We start from the raw sequence: 22,650 nt of genomic DNA, 5'->3' as shown, positions 1-22,650 counted from the left end.
CGGGTGGTTGATGATCTTCAGCGGCTTGCCCAGCCCCGAGCCGCCGTCGTCCTTCGTGAGGGGCACCGTGTAGTGCTTGCCGCGGAACTCGACCGGCTCGCGGCGCCACACCTGGCGACAGATCTCGATGACCTCGCGGGTCCGGCCCAGCGGGGCGTCGTAGCGCACGCCGTGGAAGCCCTCGACGACCTGCGGGCCCGAGGCGCCGAGGCCGAGGTTGAAGCGCCCCCCGGAGACGAAGTCGAGGCCGGCGGCGGTCATCGCGGTGAGCGAGGGGGTACGGGTGTAGATCTGGAAGATCGCCGAGAGCAGCTGCACCTTCTCGGTCTTCGCGGCGATGTAGCCGAGCTGGCTCACGCCGTCGAAGGAGTAGGCCTCCGGCATCGCCACCAGCTCCAGGCCGTTGCGCTCGTACTCCTGGATGAGCTCCACGGTCTCGGCGAACCCGCCGGAGTAGTCGATGATCATGCCGAGCCGCACAGCCGCCTCCTGGAAGGGATGAGGGAGAGGTCACATCTCGAGGACCGTCCGGCAGCCTAGACCGGGGCCCGCCGTCTCGGGGGTGGCGGCTACTTTTGTGGGGTGCCCACTCTCGCCGCCCAGATCCGACAGCTCGGGGTGGCCGAGGTCTCCGATGCGGGCGCCGTGCTCGGCGCCTACTCCACCGACGCCTCGCTCTACCGCGTGCCGCCCGCGGCCGTGGTCTTCCCGCGCGATGCGGACGACGTGCGCCGCGCCCTCGAGGCGGCCCGCGCGCTGGGCCTGAGCGTCACCGCGCGCGGCGGCGGCACGTCGGTGGCGGGCAACGCGATCGGGCGCGGCATCGTGCTCGACTTCAGCAAGCACATGAACAAGGTCCTCTCGATCGACCCCGAGGCCGGCACCGCGGTGGTGCAGCCGGGCGTCGTCCAGACGGTGCTGCAGAAGGCGGCGGCGCCGCACGGGCTGCGCTTCGGCCCCGACCCGTCGACGTCCTCGCGCTGCACGATCGGCGGGATGATCGGCAACGACTCCTGCGGCGCTCGCTCGCTGGCGTTCGGCCGCACCGCGCACAACGTCCTCGGCCTCAGAGCACTGCTGGCCGACGGTTCCGAGCTGGTCACCGGCTACGACACCGCCGACAAGCCCGTGGCCGAGGGGCCGGCGCCGGTGATCGACGCCGTGCGCTCGGTGGTGGCCGGCGACCTCGCCACGGCGCGCACCGAGTTCGGCACCTTCGGACGCCACGTGTCGGGCTTCGCCGTCGACCGGCTGCTGCCCGAGCACGGCTTCGACCTCACCCGCGCGATCGTCGGCTCCGAGGGCACCCTGGCCATCGTCACCGAGGCCACCGTGCGCCTGGTGCGCCTGCCGGCGGCCAAGCGCATGGTCGTGCTGGGCTTCCCCGACTTCCCCGCGGCCGGTCACGCCACCCCCGCGGTGCTCGAGCACGACCCGTCGGCGGTCGAGGGCATCGACCGGCGCATCGTCGACGTCATCACCGAGCGCAAGGGACCCGACGCCGTGCCGCCGATGCCGAGCGGGCGGGCCTGGCTGCTCGTCGAGGTCGCCGGCGACGACGAGGCCGCGGTGCAGGCCCGCGCCGAGGCGCTCGCCGCGGCCGGTCTCGGCGAGTCGGCGCAGATCGTCGTCGACCAGGCCGAGGCCGACGCCCTGTGGGGCATCCGCACCGACGGTGCGGGCCTGGCCGGCCGGGCGCCGTCCGGCAAGCCGGCGTGGGCGGGCTGGGAGGACTCCGCCGTGCCGCCCGAGAAGCTCGGCCCCTATCTCGCCGACCTCGACGCCCTGCTCGAGAAGCACGGGCTCACCACCATGCCCTTCGGCCACTTCGGCGAGGGCTGCCTGCACATCCGCATCGACTACCCCCTCGGCCACGAGGGCGGCGCCGAGGCCTACCGCTCCTTCATCGAGGACGCCGCCGACCTCGTCGCCAGCTACGGCGGCTCGCTCTCCGGCGAGCACGGCGACGGCCGGGCGCGCAGCGCGCTGCTGCCGCGCATGTACTCCCCCGCTGCGCTGGCGCTGATGAGCGGGGTGAAGAAGGCCTTCGACCCGGCCGACCTGCTCAACCCCGGCATCATCGTCGAGCCGCCGCCCATCACCGCCGACCTGCGCTCCTCCAGCGTGGTGCCGGTGCGCCGGCGCCTCGCGATGGCCTACGAGTCCGACGGCGGCGACTTCGCCCAGGCCGTGCACCGCTGCACGGGCGTGGGCAAGTGCCGCGCCGACAACTCGAGCTCCGGCGGCGTGATGTGCCCGTCGTTCCAGGCCACCCGGGAGGAGATCCACTCCACCCGCGGTCGTGCGCGCCTGCTGCAGGAGATCGTCAACGGCGAGTCGTCGACCACGTGGAACTCGCCCGAGGTGCACGAGGCGCTCGACCTCTGCCTGGCCTGCAAGGGCTGCGCGTCCGACTGCCCCACCGGCATGGACATGGCCTCCTACAAGGCCGAGGTGCTCCACCAGACCTACAAGAACCGCCTGCGACCGCGCTCGCACTACGCGCTCGGGTGGCTGCCGCGGTGGTCGAAGGCGGGCTCGCTCGTGCCCGGCGCCGCCAACGGCCTGATGAAGGCCGCGCCCGTGCGCAAGGTGGCGCTCAAGGCGGCCGGCGTCGACCAGCGCCGCTCGATCCCCGCGTTCGCCGACACCACGTTCCGGCGCGCATTCAAGAAGGCGGCGCGGGCGTCGTCCTCGGGGGCGGCTGCGACGAGCGCCCCGCGGGGACCGGTGGTCGTGTTCGCCGACTCCTTCAGCAACCACTTCTCCCCCGCCGTCGCCGAGGCCGTGGTCACGGTGCTGCGGGCCGCCGGCTACGAGCCGCGCATCACGCAGCGCCAGGAGTGCTGCGGCCTGCCGTGGATCAGCACCGGCCAGCTCGACGGCGCACGACGCCGCATGAAGGGCCTGCGCGACGCCGTGCTCGCCGACGCCCGCGCCGGGGTGCCGATCGTAGGCGTCGAGCCCTCGTGCACAGCGGTGCTGCGCCACGAGCTGCGCGAGCTGCTGCCGGGTGAGGAGAGCGATGTGGTGGCCGCGGCCACCGTGACCCTCGCCGAGCTGCTGGCCCGCGACCCCGACTGGCAGGCACCCGACCTGTCCGGCTACTCGATCGTGGCGCAGCCGCACTGCCACCATCACGCCGTGCTCGGGTGGGAGGCCGACAAGGCCCTGCTGGAGCGCACCGGCGCCACCCTCGAGGCGGTGCCCGGCTGCTGCGGCCTCGCGGGCAACTTCGGCGTCGAGGAGGGGCACTACGAGGTGTCGGTCGCGGTGGCCGAGGCCAACCTGCTCCCGGCCGTGCGGCGCGCCCGCTCCGGCGGCGACCAGCAGCGCACGGTCGTGCTCGCCGACGGCTTCTCGTGCCGCACCCAGCTCGACGACCTCGCCCCCGAGGCCCAGCCGATCCACCTCGCCGAGCTCCTGGCGCAGCACCTGTGAGCGCGCAGCAGGCGGCCACCGAGCCGCCCGTGATCCTGCGTCGCCACGGCCACGCCGGGCACATCGTGCTCAACCGGCCGCGGGCGATCAACGCGCTCACCCACGAGATGGTGCGCCTGATCCGCGAGGCGCTCGACGCCTGGGCCGTGGACGACGCGGTGCGGGTCGTCGTCCTCTCAGGGGCCGGGGAGCGCGGGTTGTGCGCGGGCGCCGACGTCGTGGCGCTCTGGCACGACGCCAAGGCGGGTGGCACGGAGGCGGCGGCGTTCTGGGCCGAGGAGTACGAGCTCAACGCGCTGATCGCGCGCTACCCCAAGCCCTACGTGGCGATCATGGACGGCATCGTGCTGGGCGGCGGCATCGGACTCTCCGCGCACGCCTCCCACCGCGTCGTCACCGAGACCTCGTCGGTCGGCATGCCCGAGACCGGCATCGGCTTCATCCCCGACGTCGGCGGCACCTGGCTGCTCGCGAACGCACCGGGCGAGGTGGGCGTGCACCTCGCCCTCACCACGGGTCGCATGGACGCCGGCGAGGCCATCGCCTGCGGCTTCGCCGACCACTACGTGCCGCGCGCCCACCTGAAGGCGCTCTTCGACGACCTCGCCGAGCTCGACGCCGACGACGCCCTCGCCTCGCGTGCCCAGCCCTCGCCCGACGCGCCCGTGCTCGAGCACCTCGCCTGGCTCGACGCCGCCTACGCCGGTGACGACGCCGAGGCGATCGTCGAGCGGCTGCGCACCGTCGGCACCGAGCACTCGCTGCAGGCCGCCGACGCCATCGAGTCGAAGTCACCCACGGCCGTGAAGGTGACGCTGCGCGCGCTGCGGGAGGCACCCGCCCTCGGCTCGCTCGAGCGCGCCCTCGAGGTGGAGTACCGCCTCGCGCTGCGGTGCCACGCGATGCCCGACTACGTCGAGGGCGTGCGCGCGCAGGTAGTCGACAAGGACCGCAACCCCGCGTGGTCACCCGCCACGCTGGGCGAGGTGGGCGACGACGACGTCGACGCGTTCTTCGCTCCCCTCACCGACGCCGAGGGCGGCGAGCTGCGCCTGTCGTGAGGCCGCCGGTCACCACACGACCCCGCGGTCGACGACGAGGTTGGCGGCGGTGACCGAGCGGGCGACGTCCGAGGCGAGGTAGAGCAACGCCTCCGCGACGTCCTCGGGGGGCATGAAGCCGGGGATGACCGACTGGCTCTTGGCGACGAGGTTCCAGTCGGCGTCGGCCGGCAGACCGGCGGCGGCCGCCTGGATCATCGGGGTCTCGATGCCGCCGGGCGAGACGGTGTTCACGCGCACGCCCCGGCCCCCGAGCTCGACCGCGAGCGAGCGCATGCCGAGCAGCAGCGCGGCCTTCGAGGCGCAGTACTGCGTGTTGTACGGCTGGCCCATCACGGCCGAGATGGAGGCGACCGAGACGACGTTGCCCCGGCTCTCGATGAGCGCCTCGGCGAAGCCCTGGGTGAGCAGCAGGGGGGCCAGCGCGTTGACCTCGAAGTGGCGACGCAGCGAGTCGGCGGTGATCTCGCTCAGCACCGCGAACTGCTGGATGCCCGCGACGTTGCACAGGACGTCGAGTCCGCCCAGCTCGCCGAGGGCGTGCTCGATGAAGGCGGTGCGCGCGGCGTCGTCGGCGAGGTCGCAGGGCACGACGCCGTCGGCCTCGGCGACGTCGGTGGCCACCACCCGCGCCCCCTCGGCACGGAACAGGGCGGCCACCACCTGGCCGAGCCCACCGGCCGCGCCGGTGACGACGACGCGGCGGTCGGTGAAGCGGGCGGGGCGCTCAGGGCGGGGTGCGTCGGTCGACACGGTGGGGCCTCCTCGGCGGGGCGACCGGGCGTCGTCCACGCGGAGGTCAGACTAGAACGTGTTCTAGGTTTTGTCGCGTGCTGTTCGGCGGCGACCGCCGGCCTGAGCGCTCAGGCGGTGCCGTGGACCTGGCGGTGGAGCTCGGCCATGCGGGCGTCGAGGTCGTGGGCGACGCGTGCTGCGGCGTTGAGCTCGTCGAGCAGCTCGGCGGGCACGTCGCGGTCGAACTTGTAGTGGATCTTGTGCTCGACGCTGGCCCAGAAGTCCATGGCGACCGTGCGGATCTGCAGCTCGACCGGGACGCGGTGGGAGGCGTCGGAGAGGAAGACCGGGATGTCGATGATCGCGTGGAGGCTGCGGTAGCCGTTGGGCTTGGGGCGCGCGATGTAGTCCTTGATGGTGCGCACGGTGATGTCGGGCTGCACGGTGAGCATGTCGAGCACGCGGTAGGCGTCGGGGATGAAGCTGCACACCACGCGGATGCCGGCGATGTCGAGCACCTGCGCGCCGATCGAGGCGAGGTCGAGCGAGCAGCCCAGGCGGGTCGCCTTCTCCCGGATGCTGTCGACGCTCTTGAGCCGACTGCTCACGTGCTCGATCGGGTTGCTGGACCCGCGGAAGGCGAGCTCCTCGCGCAGGATGTTGATCTTGGTGAGCACCTCGTCGAGGCCGAACTTGTAGCGCAGCAGGAAGGTGCCGAGCTCCTGCGCCGCGACGGGTATCCCGGGGAGGTCCGGAAGATCCGGAGCGTCGGCGGGGGCGGCGTCGGCAGGCATGGCGGGGCTCCTCGAGGCGGGGGTCGGTGCCTAGTGTGCCCAGCGTGCCCTGAGGGACGCACCGGGTCGGCCCGCAACGCGGACCGACCCGGCACGACCTCAGCAGGGCCGGACGGGACTCAGCGCACCGCGTCGAGGGCGTCGACGACGCCCTCGCCGGAGTAGCTGTTGTTGCGGGCGTCGCCCACGCACGGCGCACCGGCGGTGGCGGTGCCGCAGGCGTGGTCGTCGGCCTGGGCGCGCAGGCGCTCGACCATGCGCGCGGGGCTCCAGCGCGGGTGGGCCGACTTCATCAGGGCGAGCACACCGGCCACGTGCGGGGTGGCCATCGAGGTGCCCGACTTCAGGCCGTAGCCGTTGTCGGCCACCACCGTGGAGAGGATGCGCGAGCCTGGCGCGGCGACGTCGATGACGCCGAGACCGCGGTTACTGAAGCCCGAGAGGCGGTTCTCGAGGGTGTCGGCCGGGAAGCGCTCGAGCGAGGAGACCGTGACGACCCCGGGCAGCTCGGTGGGGATGTCCTGGCACTCGTTGTTGATCGTGCGCTCGATCGGGGTGCCGTCGTCGGGGCTGGTGGCATCGGTGGTCTTGTTGGCGAGGTCGTAGCTCGAGTTGCCGGCCGCCGCAGCGTGGACGACGCCCTGCTTGGTCGACCACGCGACCGCGCGGCGCACGGCCTCCTTCGCGGCCGCCTGGTCGGGCTGGTCGGAGCAGTAGAACTGGAACGGGTCGACGTAGTAGCTGTTGTTGGTGACGTCGAAGCCGTGCTGGCCGGCCCAGACGAAGCCGCACACGGCGTACTCGGGGTAGATGAACCCGTCGTCGTTGACGACCTTCACCGCCGCCAGGCGCACGCCCGGCGCCACGCCGACGATGCCGACGCCGTTGCGGGCGGCCGCGATCGTGCCGGCCACGTGGGTGCCGTGGTCGCTGGTGGTGGGGTACCAGCCGGTGGGCGAGGTGTCGGGGCGCCCGGCATCGGTGCAGTTGACCGAGTCGCGGGTGTCGATGTTGGCCGCGAGGTCGGGGTGGTCGGGGTCGATGCCGGAGTCGAGGACGCCGACCACGACCTTGCGCGAGCCGTCGGTGATCTCGTGCGCCTGGTCGGCCTTGATCATCTTCAGGTCCCACTGCTCGCCCTCGCGGGGGTCGGGGGTGGCGGCCACGGTGCGCTCGGCGCCGGTGGTGTCGGTGCGGCGCTCGGCGCGCTGGCGCAGGTCGCTGCTGGCCCGGCGGCCGGGATCCCACGACGACGCGACGCCCTCGGGCGTGCCCTCGGTGACGGCGACGGTGCGGGTGGCCCCGACGGAGGCCAGCAGCGGGCCGGCCGCGCGGCGCACGTCGGCACGGAAGGCGGCGCGGTCGCTGTGGACGACGAGCACGCCGATCTGCGGCCAGCTCTGGACGACGACGCCGCCGGCGCGACGCGCGGCCCGCTCGACGACGCGGGTGATGCCGGGCGTGGCCAGGCGGGTGTTGAGCACGTAGGACGACACGACGCCGTCGGGCGTGGCGATCGGCACCGGCGTGGACACCGGCTGCGCCGGGCCGTGGCCCGGGCCGGGGCGGTGGCCGTCGGCGCCGGGCGCGGCGGTGGCGCCGGACACGCCGGTGGAGGCCAGGCCGAGCGTGGTGACGCCGGCGGCGAGGACGAGTGAGGCGGCACGAAGCCGCCCGCTGCGCAGAGGCATGCGAGTTTTCCTTCCCGAGAGCGGACGCAGGTGGTGCGCCCGCCGCTATCCAAACATCACCCTCCGACGCTCCACCACCCCTCCCCCGCGTCGCCGGCCCGGCCCGGGCCACGGACGATCACTGGCGCACGCGCGTGACGGCTGTCACAGTGGCGCCCGTGCAGGTGGGGATGACCGTGGGGATGACGCTGCCGGTGATGGAGCCCGACATCGGGCCCGACCGGCTCCACGAGTGGGCCGGGCTGATCGACGAGGGCCCCTTCGGCTCACTGTGCTTCGGCGAGCGGATGGCCTTCGACAACCCCGACGCGCTCACGCTGCTCGGCGCGGTGGCCGCGTGGACGACGCGGGTGCCCATCGTGACCACCGTGATCGTGCCGCAGCTGCACGATCCCGTCGCCCTCGCCAAGGCGCTGGCCACCGGCGACCGGCTGTGCGGCGGCCGGCTCAGCGTCGGGCTCGGCGTCGGCGGGCGCGAGGAGGACTACGACGCGGTGGGCGCCGACCACGCCGCACGGACGATGGCGGGGCTGGCCGAGCGGGCCGTCGTCCTCAAGAGGGTGTGGGCGGGCGAGAACCTCACCGGGGCCACGCGGCCGGTCGGTCCACCGCCGCACACCCCGGGCGGCCCGCCCCTGCTGGTCGGCACCCTGGGGCCCAAGACGGTGCGTCACGCCGCCAGTTGGGCCGACGGCCTGGCCGGCATGACCCTCGACGTGGACGTCGACGGCACGGCCGCGCTCTTCGACGTCGCCCGTGAGGCGTGGGCCGAGCGCGGTCGCCCGGCACCGCGGCTGACGACGTCGTTCTGGTTCGCGCTGAGCGAGACGAGCGACGACCCGCGTGCGCAGATCCACCGCCACCTGCGGCACTACATGAACTGGATCCCGACCGAGTTCGTCGACGCGCTCGCGCCCACGGCCGGGTACGCCGGCGACCTGGCCGGGCTGCGCGAGGTGCTGGCGCGCTTCGAGGCGATCGGGGCCGACGAGGTGCAGCTCATCCCCACCGGCGACGACCCCGAGCAGGTGCGGCGGGTGGCCGACCTGCTCGGCTGAGCGCACGTCGTCCACCTCGGCGCACCCTGCGTGCCACCTCGGCGTGGGACGGCCCTTGAATGTTTGAGTGCACCCGTGTTCACTCGGGCTATGACGCAGGTCACAGATCGCCCCGCGGGGGGATCCGGTTCCGGGGAACCTCCGATCACGTGGGAGCGGGTGCGCAAGGCGGCCGACAAGCTCACGACGCCGCTGCTGCCCGACGACTACCTCACGCTCCTCAACCCGCTGTGGAGCTCGCGCGAGCTGCGCGGACGGGTGGAGAAGGTGGTGCGCGAGACCGACGACGCCGCCACCCTCGTCATCCGCCCCGGCTGGGGGTGGCGCTACCACCACCGTCCGGGTCAGTTCGTGGGCATCGGCGTGCAGGTGGGGGGCAAGTACCACTGGCGCTCCTACTCGGTGAGCTCGCCGCCGAAGAGGCACGGCCGCACGCTCGCGATCACGGTGCGCGCCATGCCGGAGGGTTTCCTCTCCGACCACCTCGTCAACGGCCTCGAGCCGGGCACGATCGTGCGCCTGGCCACGCCCAGCGGCGACTTCGTGCTGCCCGACCCGCCGCCCGCGACGTCCCTGTTCCTCGTCGGCGGCAGCGGCATCACGCCGGTGATGTCCATGCTGCGCACGCTCGACCGCCGCGGGACGATGAGCGACGTCGTCCTGCACTACAGCTCGACCACGCCCGAACGGATGATCTTCCGCACCGAGCTCGACGCACTGCACGCCAAGCACCCGACCCTCACGGTGCACCAGCGCTTCACCGACACCGAGGGCATCTTCGACCTCGCCACCTTGGACGACGTGGTGCCCGACTGGCGCCGCCGCGAGGTGTGGGCCTGCGGGCCGGCGCCGATGCTCGACGCCGTCGAGCAGCACTGGGAGGAGGCCGGCCTCGCCGAGCGCCTGCACCTCGAGCGCTTCTCGCTGCAGGTCAGCGGTGACGGCGGCGAGGGGGGCGAGGTTCGCTTCCAGAACTCCAACAAGGCCGTCGAGGTCGACGGCGCCACCACCGTGCTCGAGGCCGGCGAGCAGGCCGGGGTCGGCATGCCCTACGGCTGCCGCGTGGGCATCTGCCACACCTGCACCGTCACCAAGATCTCCGGCACCGTGCGCGACCTGCGCAACGGGACCGAGTTCGACCAGCCCAACGAGCAGGTGCAGACGTGCGTCACCGTGCCCGTCGGCCCCTGCGTGCTCGATCTCTGAGCCGCTCCCACCCGCTCCATCCACCGCTCCACCAGCCCGCCCGGAGGAACCATGGCCATCTCGGATGTCGCCGCCTACGCCCACCTCACCGACGACGAGGTCGAGCAGATCGGCCGCGAGCTCGACGCGCTGCGCCGCGAGGTCGAGGAGTCGCGCGGCGCGAAGGACGCCGCCTACATCAACCGCGTCATCCGCACCCAGCGGTGGATGGCGGCCGCCGGTCGCATCGGCATGATCGCCGCCGCCCCGCTGGACAAGAAGGCGCGTCGTCCCCTTCAGGCGATGAGCATGGTGAGCCTCGGCCTGGCCAAGATCCTCGAGAACATGGAGATCGGCCACAACGTCATGCACGGCCAGTGGGACTGGATGAACGACCCCGAGATCCACTCCTCCACCTGGGAGTGGGACACCGGCCAGCCGGCCGAGCAGTGGAAGCACAGCCACAACTACATCCACCACCAGTTCACCAACGTGCTGGGCTACGACAACGACATCGGCTACGGCGTGCTGCGCATGGCCCGCGAGCAGCAGTGGCACCCGGTGAACCTCGGCCAGCCGGTCTACAACGCGCTGCTCGCCGCCCTGTTCCAGTGGGGGGTGGCGCTGCACGACCTCGACCTCGAGGCCATCCGCAAGGGCACCAAGGACCCGAAGGAGATGAAGCGGCAGCTGCGCCAGATCGTGCACAAGGGCCGCAACCAGATCCTCAAGGACTACGTGCTCTACCCGGCCCTCACCGGCCCGCGCTGGAAGGAGACGATGGCGGCCAACGCCGGCGCCAACCTGATGCGCAACTTCTGGGCCTACCTGATCATCTTCTGCGGCCACTTCCCCGACGGTGCCCTGCACTTCACCGAGGAGGAGCTCGAGAACGAGACCCGTGCGGAGTGGTACCTGCGCCAGATCTACGGCACCGCCAACAGCGAGGGCGGCCCGCTGCGGCACATCATGAGCGGCAACCTCGGCTACCAGATCGAGCACCACCTCTACCCCGACCTGCCGAGCAACCGCTACGCGAAGATCGCGCCCCGCGTGCGGGCCCTGTGCGAGAAGTACGACATCCCCTACACCACCGGCCCGCTGCACCGGCAGTACGGCCAGGTGCTGCGCGTGATCATGAAGCTCTCGCTGCCCAACCGGATGACCAGCGACGACAAGCCGCCGACCGACACCCACGTCGAGGTCGCGCACGGGCGCCGGGCCGACGAGCAGCGCCAGTCGCGGCGTCGCGAGCTCGGCGGGTGGTCGGGAGCGGGGCGGGCCTCGGCGTGAGCGGTGAGGCGGCGTCGTCCACGAGCCTCGACGGGGGCGCGGCGCTGCCGGGCGCCCGCGGGCTCGAGGGCTTCGCCTGGGACGACGGCCGCCTCCTGCGCGCCCGCGTCGTGGAGTGTGCGCTCGGGCGGGTGTGCGGGGGCTGCGGCCGCCCGCTCGGTCGCCCGATCGCGTTCGTCGGCGACGCCGAGGAGCGAGAGCGCAACGCCTTCCACCTGCCGCCGCTGCACGTCGCGTGCGCCGCGACGCTGCAGCGGCAGCCGGCGGCCCCCGCCGAGCTGGTGACGACGGCCGGCTTCGAGTTCGTGCGGCCCACCCGCGACGACGCCGACCCCGAGCCGCGGTTCGTGCCGAACTCGCTGCTCTGAGGGGTCGCGGCGCCGCCGGGCGCGCTCAGCCGATCAGGGAGTGACGTCGCCGCGCCACGCGCCGGTCTCGGTGCCGCGGGACTCGATGAAGTCCTTGAACCGCTCGAGGTCTCCCTCGGCCCGACGCTCCACGATGTTCATCGCGTCGCCCACCTTCTCAACGATGCCCTCCGGCTCGATCTCCATGTGCAGCGTGATCCGGGTGCCGCCGGCCCGCTCCGCGGGCGCGAACGACACGGTGCCGACGTTGGTGGTGCCGTCGGTGGCCCGCCAGGTGATGCGCTCGTCGGGCGTCTGGTCGACGATCTCGGCGTCCCACTCGCGCGAGACCCCCAGCACGGAGGCCTTCCAGTGCAGGTGGGTGTCGTCGAGCTGGGTCACCGACTCCACCCCCTGCATGAACTCGGGGAAGGTCTCGAACTGGGTCCACTGGTCGTAGGCGATGCTCAGCGGGACGTCGACGTCGATGGTCTTCTCGATGGTGCTCATCTGTTCCTCCTCGAGGGCGGTGGTGCTCGGATGGAGTACTCCGGTACCCATCGGGGCGACGAGGCGTGCGGCCGCCCTCAGGGGCCGGCCCGGGCCGGCGATCACCAGAGCCGGGCGGAGGGGTGGCCGTCGTCCACGCGGGCCATCGCGCCCTGGAGGACTCCGGCCAGAGCTGCCGGCGGCACGGGCTCGGCGACGTGGAAGCCCTGCACCATGACGACGTTCTCGCGGCGCAGGAAGTCGAGGGTCCAGTCGTCGCCGACGTGCTCGGCGATGGTGGCCTTGCCGAGCTCCTCGGCCACCGACACTATCGAGCGCAGCAGCACCCGGTTGACCGAGGAGGTCCGCAGGTCGGCGATGAACTCGCCGTCGATCTTCACGTAGTCGAACGGCAGGTGCTTGAGGTAGGCGAAGGAGCCGAAGCCGGAGCCGAAGTCGTCGAGGGCGAAGCGGCAGCCCAGCGACTTGATGCGGGTGGCGAACTCCCGCGCGCGCCACAGGTCGCGCACGGCGGCGGTCTCGGTGATCTCCAGGACGATCGCGGCCGGATCGATGCGGTGCTCGCGCAGGCTGCGCACGAGCTGCTCCTCCACGGTGGGGTCGCCGATCGAGAGGCCGGAGAGGTTGATCGCCAGTCGCAGGCCGGGCAGCTCGCGGCTCAGCTGCCCGAGCATCGGGATGGCGTGACGGATCACCCAGGCGTCGATGCGTGCGGCGAGGCCAGAGCGCTCGGCGATGTGGAGGAAGTGCTCGGGACCCACCAGCCGGTCGCCGTCGCGCAGGCGCAGCAGCACCTCGGCCATCGGCGCGTTCGGCCCGCGCAGCGCGAGCACCGGCTGGACCACGAGCTCGAACTCGTCGGCCGCGAGCGCCTCGGCCACGCGGCGCTGCCAGTGCAGCACCGCGGTGGTGCGGGGCAGCTCGCCGCCGTCGGCACCGAGGACGACGACCCGGTCGCGCCCCGACTCCTTCGCGTCGTACATCGTCATGTCGGCGAGCGCGAGGATGTCGGTGTCGACCGAGGCCGCCGCGGCGAAGGTGACCAGACCGGCGCTGGCGGTGACGCGGCGGCGGGTGCCGTCGAGCAGGGCGGTGTGGGTGGCGATGGTCTCGACGACGCCGTGCGCGACCGCGGCGAGCTCGGCGTCGTCCCCCTCGTGCAGCAGGACGGCGAACTCGTCGCCGCCCAGCCGCGCCACCACGTCGCTGGGGCGCACGGTGTCGCGCAGGAGGTCGGCGAGACCGACGAGCAGCTCGTCGCCGGCCGCGTGACCGAGCGTGTCGTTGACGAGCTTGAAGTCGTCGAGGTCGATCAGGAGCACCGCACCCGAGGGGCCGTTCGTGGAGCAGCGCACCAGGTGGCGACGCAGCTCGGCGTCGAAGAGGCGCCGGTTGGCGAGTCCGGTGAGGGCGTCGTGGTCGGCCATGTGGGCCAGCTGCGCCTGGTAGCGCAGGCGCTCGCTGACGTCGACCACGTGGGTCAGCAGCGTGCGTGCGCCGGCGTCGTCGGCGATCACGGTGGTGGTGAGCACGGCCTCCACGCGCTGGCCGTGCGAGGTGGCCAGCTCGACGTCGTCCGAGACGGCCTCGTCGGCGGCGAGCGCCCGGCCGAGGTGGCGCAGCGCATAGGGCGCGGGGCGCACGAGGTCGGCGAGGCGTCGTCCGGTGAGGTCGTGGGGGCGCACGCCGAGCATGGAGGCCAGCGCCGCGTTGGCGCGCTGCACCGAGCCGTCGGCGTCGAGCAGGGCGATGCCGTGGGGAGCGTCGGCGAACAGCTGCTCGCTGCGCCGGTTGGCCCGCGACACCGCCGTCTCGTGCGCCCGCTGCGCCACGACGAGATCGCGCCAGCGCGCCTCGGCGCGCACCAGACGCTGCACGTAGCCCTGGATCACGGGCGCCACGAGGCTGGAGAACAGGATCCACAGGAAGGCGCGGCGCCAGTCGCCGGGCGGATAGTCCGGGGATCCGATCAGCAGCACCGGCAGCACGAAGACCGCTGCGACACCCACGGCCACCACCATCAGCTGGCGCCGGTTGCCGGTGACCGCGAGCCACAGCAGCGGCAGGCCCACGAGGGCCGGCAGGCTGGACGACGAGCCGCCGCTCGCGTCGCGGGCGACGCCGACAACACCCAGGAAGAGCAGCGGCGGGATCGTGGCCGCCATCGAGGACGGCGACTGGTGGCGCACCATCGCCCCCGCGGCGACGACGACGAGCAGGCCGCCCCACATCGCCACGAGGTGGCCGGCGGACGGCGGGTCCGGCGGCAGCGAGGTGGCGACCAGGCCGGCGATCGCGACGCCGAGGAACGGCCACGCCAGGTGGGTGCTCGCCCGGCCTACCTGCGCGCCGTCGCCGTTCTCGCCCACCGCCAGGCTCCTACCTACGTGTGCGCGCCGCGGCACGCACGATCCACGGCTCCGCCCCCGCCGCCTTTACCCAGGCTAGGGACGTGCGGCGCCGGCGAGGAGTGGACCTGAGGAGAACGGGACGATGGTCCCGAGCGATCGGACCGATCGCTCGGGACCACCGCCCACCCCGGGGACGCGGCAGACCGTGGCAGCGACGCCCGCGGGCGGCGGGTGGAGGCGTCAGGCGCGCGGCGCCAGGCCGCCCAGCAGACCGCCGAGGCCGAGCAGGTCGAGGATGCCGTCGAGACCGAGACCGCTGGTCGGGCCGGTGCCGCCGGAGGTGCCGCCGGTGAGGCCGAGCAGGTCGGTGACGGTCTTGACCAGGCTGTCGAGCCCGAGTGAGGACACCAGGTCGGGCAGGCCGAGGGACTTCAGGAGCTCGACCACGCCGAGGGAGTCGAGCAGGTCCGAGACGCCGAGGGCGGCGACGAGCTCGTCGACGAGACCGCCCAGGGTCTCGGTGGAGGCGCCGGCCGCCGCGGCGGCGCACACGCGCTTGGCGGCGACGGCGGCGCGGACGTCCTTGAGGTGGCCGACGCGCTGGCGCTGGGCGATGACGAGCTGACGCTGGACCTTCTTCAGGCGCACGACGGCGCGCTGGTGCACGCGCTTGGCCTTAACCGCCTTCTTGCCCTGGGTGGCCTTGGCGATGCGCTGCAGCTTCTTCGCGGTGGCGCGCAGCGTGCCCACCTGCTTGGTGGAGGCGGCGTAGCGGGCACGGGTGATGCGCTCGAGCTTGGCGATCTGGGCGCAGGTGGTGGCCGCCGGGGCGGCGGCGGGGGCCGCGGAGGTGGCGGCGCGCACGGGTGCGGCGTGGGCGGTGGCGGGGGCCACGAGGGCGATGCTGAGCACCGCGGCGAGGGCCGCGGTGAGGCGGGCGAGCAACGTCGTCATCGGGTCATTTCTCTCTTCGGGAACCGTCGCGGGCGACGGGATGCGGAGGGAGCGCTCCGCAGGGTGAGGAGACCCGTCGCGGCCACCGAGCAGGCCGCGCCCCATGGGGGTCTGTGACGAGGCCAGAGGCTACCGAGGCGCGGCCTTGGTCCCGCACCGAAAACGGCGGATGTTCACCAGAATCCCGGAAGTTCAGGACGATCGTCCCAGGACCTCAGTTCTCCGGATCGGGGCTCGGGCTCAGAGCTCGAAGCGGGCGATGAGCGCCTTCAGCTCGCCCGCCATCCCCGCCAGCTCGCCCGCCGCGAGCAGCGTGTCGTGGGCGCCGGCGGCGGTGTCGCTGGCGGCGGTGGCCACGCCGGTGACGTCGCGCGCGATGTCGCTGGCGCCGGTGGCGGCCTCGGTGACCGAGCGCGCGATCTCGTTGGTGGTGGCGGTCTGCTCCTCCACGGCCGAGGCGATCGTCGACTGGATGTCGTTGATGTGGGCGATCACCTCGGAGATCCCGTGGATGGCGCCGGCGGCGCTGTCGGCGTCCGACTGCAGCGCTTCGATGCGGCCGGCGATCTCCTCGGTGGCCTTCGCCGTCTCCTTGGCCAGCTCCTTGACCTCGCCGGCCACCACCGCGAAGCCGCGGCCCGCCTCGCCGGCGCGGGCGGCCTCGATGGTGGCGTTGAGGGCCAGCAGGTTGGTCTGCTGGGCGATCGAGGTGATCACCTTGAGCACGACACCGATCTCGGTGCTCGACACCCCGAGCGAGGCCACGGTCTGCTGCGCGGCACCCGCGGTGTCGACCGCCTCCGCCGCGACGGTGGCGGCATTGGTGGCGCTGTGGGCGATCTCGCGGATCGAGGCGGTCATCTGCTCGGCGGCGCTGGCCACCGTCTGCACCGACACCCCGACCTCGGCCGAGGCCGCGCTCACGCTCGCGGCGTGCTCGGAGGTCGACTCCGCGCCCTCGTCCATGCGGTGGGCGAGGGCGGTGAGCCGCGAGGCCGACGACTCCAGCGCGACCGAGGTGCGGTCGATCTCGGCGAGCGAGGTGCGGAAGGCCCCGAGCACCAGCGCGAAGCCGGCGGTCAGCTGGCCGACGACGTCGTCGCCGGTGTCGGGCAGCCGCACCGTCAGGTCGCCCTCGCTGGCCGCGCGGACGACGGTCAGCACCTCCTCGACCTTGCGGTGCAGCGTCGCCGCCTCCTCGCGCGCGGCCTCCTCGCGCGCGATCCGCTCGAAGGACGCCGAGACCAGGCGCCCGACGTTGCGGAGCGCGTCGAGGCGGTTGGCCGACGGGCGGATCTTCTCGAGCATGAAGAAGTCCATCGTGCCGACGACCTCGCCGTTGCTGATGATCGGGAAACACACGCCCGACTTCACACCGACGCGCTGGGCCACGGGCGCCCGCACGCAGTCGGTCATCTGGCCGATGTCCTCGGTGAAGAACAGGTCGCGCTGCGCCCAGGTGCGCCCCGACAGCCCGACCCCCTCGGCGAAGGTGGCCTCCCCGGTGACGCGGCGGAACTCCGGGCCGGCGTCACCGGACTCGTAGGCGAACTTGAGCAGCCGGTCGGCAGGGTCGACGCGCCAGAACGAGCCGTAGGCCCAGCCGAACACGGAGCGGACGGCGTCCAGCGCGCGCCGGGCGACCTCCTCGACCGTGTCGGCCTGGGTGACCCTGGCCAGCACCTCGTCGACGGCGGTGGAGTCGCTGCTGTTCTCGTCGCGCTCGCGCTCGGCGAGCGCGAGGCGGTCGATGGCGGCCGAGAGGATGCGGCCGATGCGGCGCAGCGAGTCGAGCCGCGCCCGGCTGGGGGCGAGCTGGTCGGTCGTGAAGAAGTCCATCGTGCCGACGACCTCGCCGTCGATGAGGATGGGGAAGCACACCCCCGAGCGCACGCCGGCACGCTGAGCCTCCGGGGCGCGCACGCAGTCGGTCATCAGGCCGAGGTCCTCGACGAAGTAGAGGTCGCGCTGCGCCCAGGTGCGCCCCGACAGCCCGACGCCGCGCGCGAAGGAGGCCTCGCGCGTGACCCGCCGGAACTCGGGCCCCACCTCGCCCGACTCGTAGGCGAAGCGGAGCACCTGGTCGACGGGGTCGACGCGCCAGAAGGAGCCGTAGGCCCACCGGAACGCCCGACGCACGCCGTCGAGGGCCACGCGCACGGCGTCCTCGACGGTGACGGCGCCCGCGAGGTCGGAGAGCACGGTGGTGAGGGCGGCGGTGTCGGCCAGGATCTCGGCCAGCTCGCGCTCGGCGTCACGTCCCGAGGGGTCGGCGGTGGCGCGTTCGACCGCGTCGACGATCTCCGACGGCGCGAGCGCATCGAACGAGCGGTCGAGCGGCGTGCCCTGGGGCGCGACGTGCGGGACGACGTGCGGGAGCGTCTGGCTCATGGCTGTTCTCCTTCGCCTTGCCGAGAGGTGCCGGGGGATTCGGCGACCTGACCCATCGGCAGCGGCAGCGCGCGGATTGAGAAATGGTGGGGTTTCTTAACCTTCGGTCGTCGGCCCTGGGATCCGGCACGCGGAAGCCGTCCGATCGGACGGGAAAGCGCCTACGATCGGAGGGTGACGACCGAGACCCGCGTGACCTACTGCCGGATCTGCGAGCCGCTGTGCGGGCTCGTCGCCACCGTGGAGGACGGCCGCCTGCAGTCGCTGCGGCCCGATCCCGACCACCCGCTCTCGCGCGGCCAGGCGTGCCCCAAGGGCATCGCGTTCACCGACATCCAGAACGACCCCGACCGGGTGCTGCACCCGCTGCGACGCACCGCGTCGGGCGAGTTCGAGCAGGTGTCGTGGGACGAGGCGCTCGACGACATCGGGCAGCGCCTGCGCCGCATCGCCCACGACGAGATCGGCATCTACTACGGCAACCCCTCGGCGTTCTCCTACTCCCACGCGCTCTGGGCGATCGGCTTCGCGAAGGGCCTGGGCACCAAGCACGTCTACGGCGCGGGCTCGCAGGACATCAACAGCCGCTTCGTCGCCAGCCAGCTCCTCTACGGCTCGGTCACACAGATCCCGTTCCCCGACCTGCCCCGCACCGACTTCCTCCTCATGATCGGTGCCAACCCGCTCGTCAGCCACGGCAGCGCTCTCAGCGCCCCGCGGATCAAGGACCACCTCTCGGCGATCGTCAAGCGCGGCGGCCGCGTGGTCGTCGTCGACCCCCGTCGCACCGAGACCGCGAAGGCCTACGAGCACCTCGCCGTGCGGCCCGACGGCGACGCGTGGCTGCTGCTCTCGCTGCTCCACGTGCTCTTCGCCGAGAACCTCGTGGACGACGCCGCGATCGCCGCGCAGAGCACCGGGGTCGAGCTCATCCGCTCGGCGGCGGCCGCCCACTCCCCCGAGTCGACGGCCGCGATCACGGGGGTGGAGCCGGATGTCGTCCGTGCGCTGGCACGCGATCTCGCCGCCGCCCCCAGCGCCACCGTCTACGGCCGCACCGGCGCGTGCCTCGGACGCAACGCCACGCTCGTCAGCTTCCTCATCGACGTGGTGACGCTGGTGACCGGCAACCTCGACCGCGCGGGCGGCACGCTGTTCTCGCACGGCATCATCCCAGCCGAGGAGATCGCCGAGCGGGTCGGCCTCATCACCTACGACAGCGGACGTTCGCGCCTCGGCGGGTTCCCCGACGTCCTCGGCACCTACCCCGCGGCGCTGATGGCCGACGAGATCACCACGCCGGGGGCGGGACGGTTGCGCGCGCTCGTCGTCACCGCCGGCAACCCCGTGCTGTCGTGCCCCGACGGCGAGAAGCTCGAGGCGGCGCTCGAGCAGCTCGACCTGCTCGTGTCGGTGGACCTCTACGTCAACGACACCAACAAGCACGCCGACTACGTGCTGCCCGCCACCACTTGGCTCGAGCGCGAGGACTACCCGATCGGCGTCGCCTCCGCCTCGCCCACGCCCTTCCTGCAGTCGACCGAGGCCGTGGTTCCCGCCTACGGCGAGGCGCGACCGGAGTGGCAGGTGATCGACGAGATCGCGCGGCGCGCGGGCATCGGCCTGTTCCACCTCGGCGCCCTGCGCCGCCTGGCCGGGCTCACCACGCGCCTGCCCGTGCGGCCCACGCCGCGGCTGATGATCGAGTCGATGCTGCGCATCGGACCCCATGGCGACCTCTTCGGGCTGCGCCGCGGCGGCCTGAACCCCGCGAAGCTGCGGGCGAACCCGCACGGGGTGCGCCTCGACGAGTTCGCCGCGACCGGTCGGCTCACCTCGGTGGTGCGACGCCGCGGCACCGGCCGCGGCAAGGCGCGCCTCGACCCGCCGGAGATCGCCGCGGAGCTCGCCGCCCTCACCCCGGTGATCGACGACGAGCACCCGCTGCGCCTCATCGGGCTGCGCGAGCTGCGCTCGCACAACTCCTGGCAGCACAACGCCCCCACGCTCATGAAGGGCAAGCGGCGCCACACCGCCCGCATCAACCCCGAGGACGCCGCAGCCGCCGGCATCGAGGACGGCGCTCGCGTGGCCATCACCTCCCCCCACGGCCGCATCGAGACCATCGCCCAGCTCACCGACGAGGTCGGGCCGGGCACCGTCGCCGTCCCCCACGGGTGGGGGCACCGCGGCGGCGGCTGGCAGCGGGCCAACGCCGCCGGCGGCGCGAACGTCAACCAGCTCATGTCGACCGCCGTCGAGGACGTCGAGCGCCTCGCCGGGATGAGCCACCTCAACGCCGTGCCCGTGCGGCTGGAGCCCGTGGGCTGACCTGCGGGCCGCGGCACCCGCTACCGCGTGATCGTCACCACCACCGCCCCGCTGTAGCTCACACCGCCGACGCGCTGCGAGGCCTTCACGCGGTAGCGCCATCCCGAGCGGGCTGCCTGCGCCTTCTCGCTGTACGACGTCGTCGTGCCGGTGACGGCGCCGCCGGCGTTGCGCCAGGTTCGCCCACCGTCGGCGGAGACCTCCCACCGCAACGACGGCACCGGGTCGGCAGCGACCGCTGCGCTCAGCGTGAAGACCTCCCCGGCGCGCACCGTGACCGGCTCAGGCGCGCGCGTGAACGACACGGGCGCGAACGGCGTCCCTCGCGTCGTCGCCACCCGGCCCGCGCCGGCCGCGTTCACCGCGACCACCGAGAAGCTGTAGGTGCGCGCGTTCACCAGACCCGCGACCTCGCACGACAGGCTCGCGGAGGCCGGGACGAGGCACACCGTCTCGTCGCCGGAGGGATCCAGCAGCTGCACCACGTAGCCCGAGACCGGCAGCGGCTTGTTGCCGACCGACTCGCTCCACGACAGCCTCACCCGACCGTCGCCCGGCGTGGCCTTGAAGCCCGCTGGCGCGCGCAGCAGCCGCGACACCGAGAGGCCGACGGCGTCCGAGGTCACCGCACCGCCTTCGTTCGTGACCACGGCGCGGTAGCGCGAGCGGTGCAACACCGCGCCGGCGGTGACCGACAGCCGTGACATCAGCGTCGAGGTCGAGATCGTGAAGCCGTCCGCGGTGCTCACCGGCGCCCAGGTGGCGCCGCCGTCGGCAGAGACCTCCCAGCCCACCGACGGCGTCGGCGCACCCGTGAAACCCACCGAGAAGGACGCGCTGCGACCATCCATGGCCAGGACACCCACGGGCTGGAGCGAGATCACGGGCGCGGCCGCAGGGACCCGCGGCGTCACCGGCGCCGACGGGGCGGACGCGGGGCCGGCTCCCCTCAGGTTCGAGGCGCGCACCGTGAAGGTGTGGGCGCGCCCGTTCTCGAGACCGGTGACGACACAGGACGTCGCACCGGTGGTGACGCAGGAGCCCGCGGGCGACCCGGTCACGGTGTACCCGCGCACCGCAGCGCCACCGTCGGCAGCGGGCGGCGTCCACGACACCGTCGCCGACCCGTCGCCCGCGACTGCGCGCACACCGGTGGGTGCATCCGGTGCGACAGCGGGCGTGTAGGTGAGCACCACGTAGCCGTGGCCGGTGTTGCCACCCAGGGAGGCCTCGGTGGCGATCGAGCCGCTCAACCCGCCCGAGTAGCCGCTGCCACCGCCGCCGGCGTGGCTCGCTCCGCCGCCGCCTCCCCAGTAGCCGCCTCCGCCGCCGCCGCCCACGGTGAACGAGTTCATCTCCCGGCCGCCGAACCCGCCCGGGCCGGGCAGGATGACGCCTGCCTCCACCGCGGCCGGTCCCGTGCCACCGTTGTTAGGGGTCAGACACTCGGGTCGATAGCCCCCGGACGTCGCGGTGGCTCCCTCGCCGGAGCACGAGGAGCCGATAGTGGCCACAGGGGCAGCGGATCCGGCGGTCGAGGATCCCGATCCCGATCCTCCCGCGGTGTTCGGCCGCACGCCACCGCCGCCGCCGGCGACCGCGAGGAGGACGTCGGTGGCCGCGCTCGCGAGGAACGTTCCTCCTCCTCCTCGCGTGTAGAACGACGACGTGCTGGCGCTCGCCCCACCGCCGCCCACCGTGCGGGTGCCCGCAGTCAGGTCGCCGACCTGGCCGACGAGGTACACCAGCCGCTGGCCGGCCGCGCCGCGCAGATCGCCGCGCAGGCGTCCACCGCGCCCCGGGAGCGACGTGGGGAAGTCCTTGAGGACGCCGCCCGAGGCGCCCGCGAGATCGACGGTGACGAGGTCGGCGTCCTCCGGCAGCGTGATCTCACCCTGCTGACCGGTGTAGTCGAGGCGTACCGTGCACACGCGTCCGACCAGCGAGAAGGGCTCCGCGCAGGTCCTGCCCGCGGCGCCCACGACGGCAGCCGCCGTGGCGCTCACGGTCCTCGCGAGGTAGCCGTCCTTCGACCCCGTCACCGCCACGGTCAGCTTCGCCCCCACCTGATCGTCGCCGGGGGTGAAGGTCGACCGGGTGGCACCGGGGATCGCCACGCCGTCGGCCGACCACTGGAACGCGGCGTCGATCCCGTCGACGCTCGCGTCGCTCACCGTCGCCGTCACCTCGTCGCCCGCACGCACCGGCGCTGCCGCGGTGGACGACGGGCTGGTCGCCACAAGGAAGTCGAGCAGGCCCAGGGAGGGGCCGACCACGTTCGAGTAGGCGGTCGCGTCGGGGTAGCCGTCCTTCGCGTAGGTGACCGCCAGCCGGTAGAACCATCCCGGCACGAGCCCGTCGCCCGAAAGCGGCACCACCGACGCCGTCGTACCGGTCGCGCCCGGCACGTCGCTCCACGCGGTCAGGCCGTCCGGCACCCGCTGCCACTGCCACCGCACCGAGGACGACGCGGGCGTCGACGCACCCAGATCCGCCGACACCTCGTCC

The 22,650-nt window shown here is 73.2% G+C and carries 16 protein-coding genes; 7 read left to right on the top strand and 9 right to left on the bottom strand.

Going from position 1 to position 22,650, the window contains the following annotated elements:
- Nucleotides 1-480, bottom strand: a 480-nt coding sequence (locus tag ACERUN_RS11420) for an LLM class flavin-dependent oxidoreductase (protein WP_370290081.1), incomplete at its 3' end; no start/stop codon positions are given.
- A gap of 102 nt (nucleotides 481-582) precedes the next feature.
- On the opposite strand from ACERUN_RS11420, the gene ACERUN_RS11415 reads away from it, so the two are divergent.
- Both ACERUN_RS11415 and ACERUN_RS11410 read left to right on the top strand, forming a co-directional pair.
- Nucleotides 583-3,441 (top strand): FAD-binding and (Fe-S)-binding domain-containing protein, encoded by a 2,859-nt coding sequence (locus ACERUN_RS11415; protein WP_370290080.1) that lies wholly within the window; start codon nucleotides 583-585, stop codon nucleotides 3,439-3,441.
- Entirely contained in the window at nucleotides 3,438-4,502 is a 1,065-nt protein-coding gene (locus ACERUN_RS11410) for an enoyl-CoA hydratase/isomerase family protein (protein ID WP_370290079.1), read from the top strand. Before ACERUN_RS11415 ends, ACERUN_RS11410 begins: the two co-directional genes overlap by 4 nt.
- Nucleotides 4,503-4,511: 9 nt before the next feature.
- Here the strand turns inward: ACERUN_RS11410 and ACERUN_RS11405 are convergent, their stop codons facing one another.
- From ACERUN_RS11405 to ACERUN_RS11395, 3 genes are all read right to left on the bottom strand, one after another.
- The gene (locus ACERUN_RS11405; RefSeq protein ID WP_370290078.1) at nucleotides 4,512-5,255 is read right to left on the bottom strand and encodes an SDR family NAD(P)-dependent oxidoreductase; all 744 of its coding nucleotides are present in this window, start codon (nucleotides 5,253-5,255) and stop codon (nucleotides 4,512-4,514) included.
- 110 nt (nucleotides 5,256-5,365) lie between these two features.
- Complete coding sequence (locus tag ACERUN_RS11400; protein ID WP_370290077.1) at nucleotides 5,366-6,031, bottom strand: GTP pyrophosphokinase family protein; 666 nt, start codon at nucleotides 6,029-6,031, stop codon at nucleotides 5,366-5,368.
- 119 nt (nucleotides 6,032-6,150) lie between these two features.
- Nucleotides 6,151-7,722, bottom strand: a complete 1,572-nt coding sequence (locus tag ACERUN_RS11395; RefSeq protein ID WP_370290076.1) for a S8 family serine peptidase — start codon at nucleotides 7,720-7,722, stop codon at nucleotides 6,151-6,153.
- 158 nt (nucleotides 7,723-7,880) lie between these two features.
- On the opposite strand from ACERUN_RS11395, the gene ACERUN_RS11390 reads away from it, so the two are divergent.
- The 4 genes from ACERUN_RS11390 (at nucleotide 7,881) to ACERUN_RS11375 (ending at nucleotide 11,626) form a co-directional block, all read left to right on the top strand.
- Nucleotides 7,881-8,780: an LLM class flavin-dependent oxidoreductase gene (locus ACERUN_RS11390; protein ID WP_370290074.1), complete on the top strand. Its 900-nt coding sequence runs from the start codon at nucleotides 7,881-7,883 to the stop codon at nucleotides 8,778-8,780.
- A 90-nt stretch (nucleotides 8,781-8,870) separates the two neighbouring features.
- A complete protein-coding gene (locus tag ACERUN_RS11385; RefSeq protein ID WP_370290072.1) occupies nucleotides 8,871-9,986 on the top strand; it encodes a ferredoxin reductase in 1,116 nt (371 codons plus the stop codon).
- 51 nt (nucleotides 9,987-10,037) lie between these two features.
- Nucleotides 10,038-11,258 carry a fatty acid desaturase gene (locus tag ACERUN_RS11380; RefSeq protein WP_370290070.1) on the top strand — a complete coding sequence of 407 codons (1,221 nt, stop codon included), beginning with the start codon at nucleotides 10,038-10,040 and terminating at the stop codon, nucleotides 11,256-11,258.
- Nucleotides 11,255-11,626 (top strand): hypothetical protein, encoded by a 372-nt coding sequence (locus ACERUN_RS11375; RefSeq protein ID WP_370290069.1) that lies wholly within the window; start codon nucleotides 11,255-11,257, stop codon nucleotides 11,624-11,626. Before ACERUN_RS11380 ends, ACERUN_RS11375 begins: the two co-directional genes overlap by 4 nt.
- Nucleotides 11,627-11,659: 33 nt before the next feature.
- Here the strand turns inward: ACERUN_RS11375 and ACERUN_RS11370 are convergent, their stop codons facing one another.
- From ACERUN_RS11370 to ACERUN_RS11355, 4 genes are all read right to left on the bottom strand, one after another.
- Nucleotides 11,660-12,115 (bottom strand): SRPBCC family protein, encoded by a 456-nt coding sequence (locus tag ACERUN_RS11370; RefSeq protein WP_370290068.1) that lies wholly within the window; start codon nucleotides 12,113-12,115, stop codon nucleotides 11,660-11,662.
- A gap of 101 nt (nucleotides 12,116-12,216) precedes the next feature.
- On the bottom strand, nucleotides 12,217-14,484 hold the full coding sequence (locus tag ACERUN_RS11365; protein ID WP_370290067.1) for a putative bifunctional diguanylate cyclase/phosphodiesterase: 2,268 nt from the start codon (nucleotides 14,482-14,484) through the stop codon (nucleotides 12,217-12,219).
- Nucleotides 14,485-14,706: 222 nt separating this feature from the next.
- Nucleotides 14,707-15,420: a hypothetical protein gene (locus ACERUN_RS11360; RefSeq protein ID WP_370290066.1), complete on the bottom strand. Its 714-nt coding sequence runs from the start codon at nucleotides 15,418-15,420 to the stop codon at nucleotides 14,707-14,709.
- A gap of 240 nt (nucleotides 15,421-15,660) precedes the next feature.
- The gene (locus tag ACERUN_RS11355; RefSeq protein ID WP_370290065.1) at nucleotides 15,661-17,811 is read right to left on the bottom strand and encodes a GAF domain-containing protein; all 2,151 of its coding nucleotides are present in this window, start codon (nucleotides 17,809-17,811) and stop codon (nucleotides 15,661-15,663) included.
- A gap of 174 nt (nucleotides 17,812-17,985) precedes the next feature.
- Here ACERUN_RS11355 and ACERUN_RS11350 point away from each other — a divergent pair, with 174 nt between their 5' ends.
- Nucleotides 17,986-20,142, top strand: a complete 2,157-nt coding sequence (locus ACERUN_RS11350; RefSeq protein ID WP_370290064.1) for a molybdopterin-dependent oxidoreductase — start codon at nucleotides 17,986-17,988, stop codon at nucleotides 20,140-20,142.
- A gap of 20 nt (nucleotides 20,143-20,162) precedes the next feature.
- On the opposite strand, the gene ACERUN_RS11345 is transcribed toward ACERUN_RS11350, so the two are convergent.
- A partial coding sequence (locus tag ACERUN_RS11345) for a fibronectin type III domain-containing protein (RefSeq protein ID WP_370290063.1) occupies nucleotides 20,163-22,650 on the bottom strand: 2,488 nt, incomplete at its 5' end.

The organism is Nocardioides sp. (assembly GCF_964229035.1).
GTDB lineage: Bacteria > Actinomycetota > Actinomycetes > Propionibacteriales > Nocardioidaceae > Nocardioides.
Note: the sequence above shows the minus strand (reverse complement) of the source record. Positions and strands in the feature narration are given on the sequence as shown.

Bases quoted from the DNA above. Each gene is read 5' to 3' on its own strand.
- ACERUN_RS11370 (WP_370290068.1), bottom strand. From the start codon at position 12,115: ATGAGCACCATCGAGAAGACCATCGACGTCGACGTCCCGCTGAGCATC.
- ACERUN_RS11385 (WP_370290072.1), top strand. From the start codon at position 8,871: ATGACGCAGGTCACAGATCGCCCCGCGGGGGGATCCGGTTCCGGGGAA.
- ACERUN_RS11380 (WP_370290070.1), top strand. From the start codon at position 10,038: ATGGCCATCTCGGATGTCGCCGCCTACGCCCACCTCACCGACGACGAG.
- ACERUN_RS11360 (WP_370290066.1), bottom strand. From the start codon at position 15,420: ATGACGACGTTGCTCGCCCGCCTCACCGCGGCCCTCGCCGCGGTGCTC.
- ACERUN_RS11400 (WP_370290077.1), bottom strand. From the start codon at position 6,031: ATGCCTGCCGACGCCGCCCCCGCCGACGCTCCGGATCTTCCGGACCTC.
- ACERUN_RS11355 (WP_370290065.1), bottom strand. From the start codon at position 17,811: ATGAGCCAGACGCTCCCGCACGTCGTCCCGCACGTCGCGCCCCAGGGC.
- ACERUN_RS11395 (WP_370290076.1), bottom strand. From the start codon at position 7,722: ATGCCTCTGCGCAGCGGGCGGCTTCGTGCCGCCTCACTCGTCCTCGCC.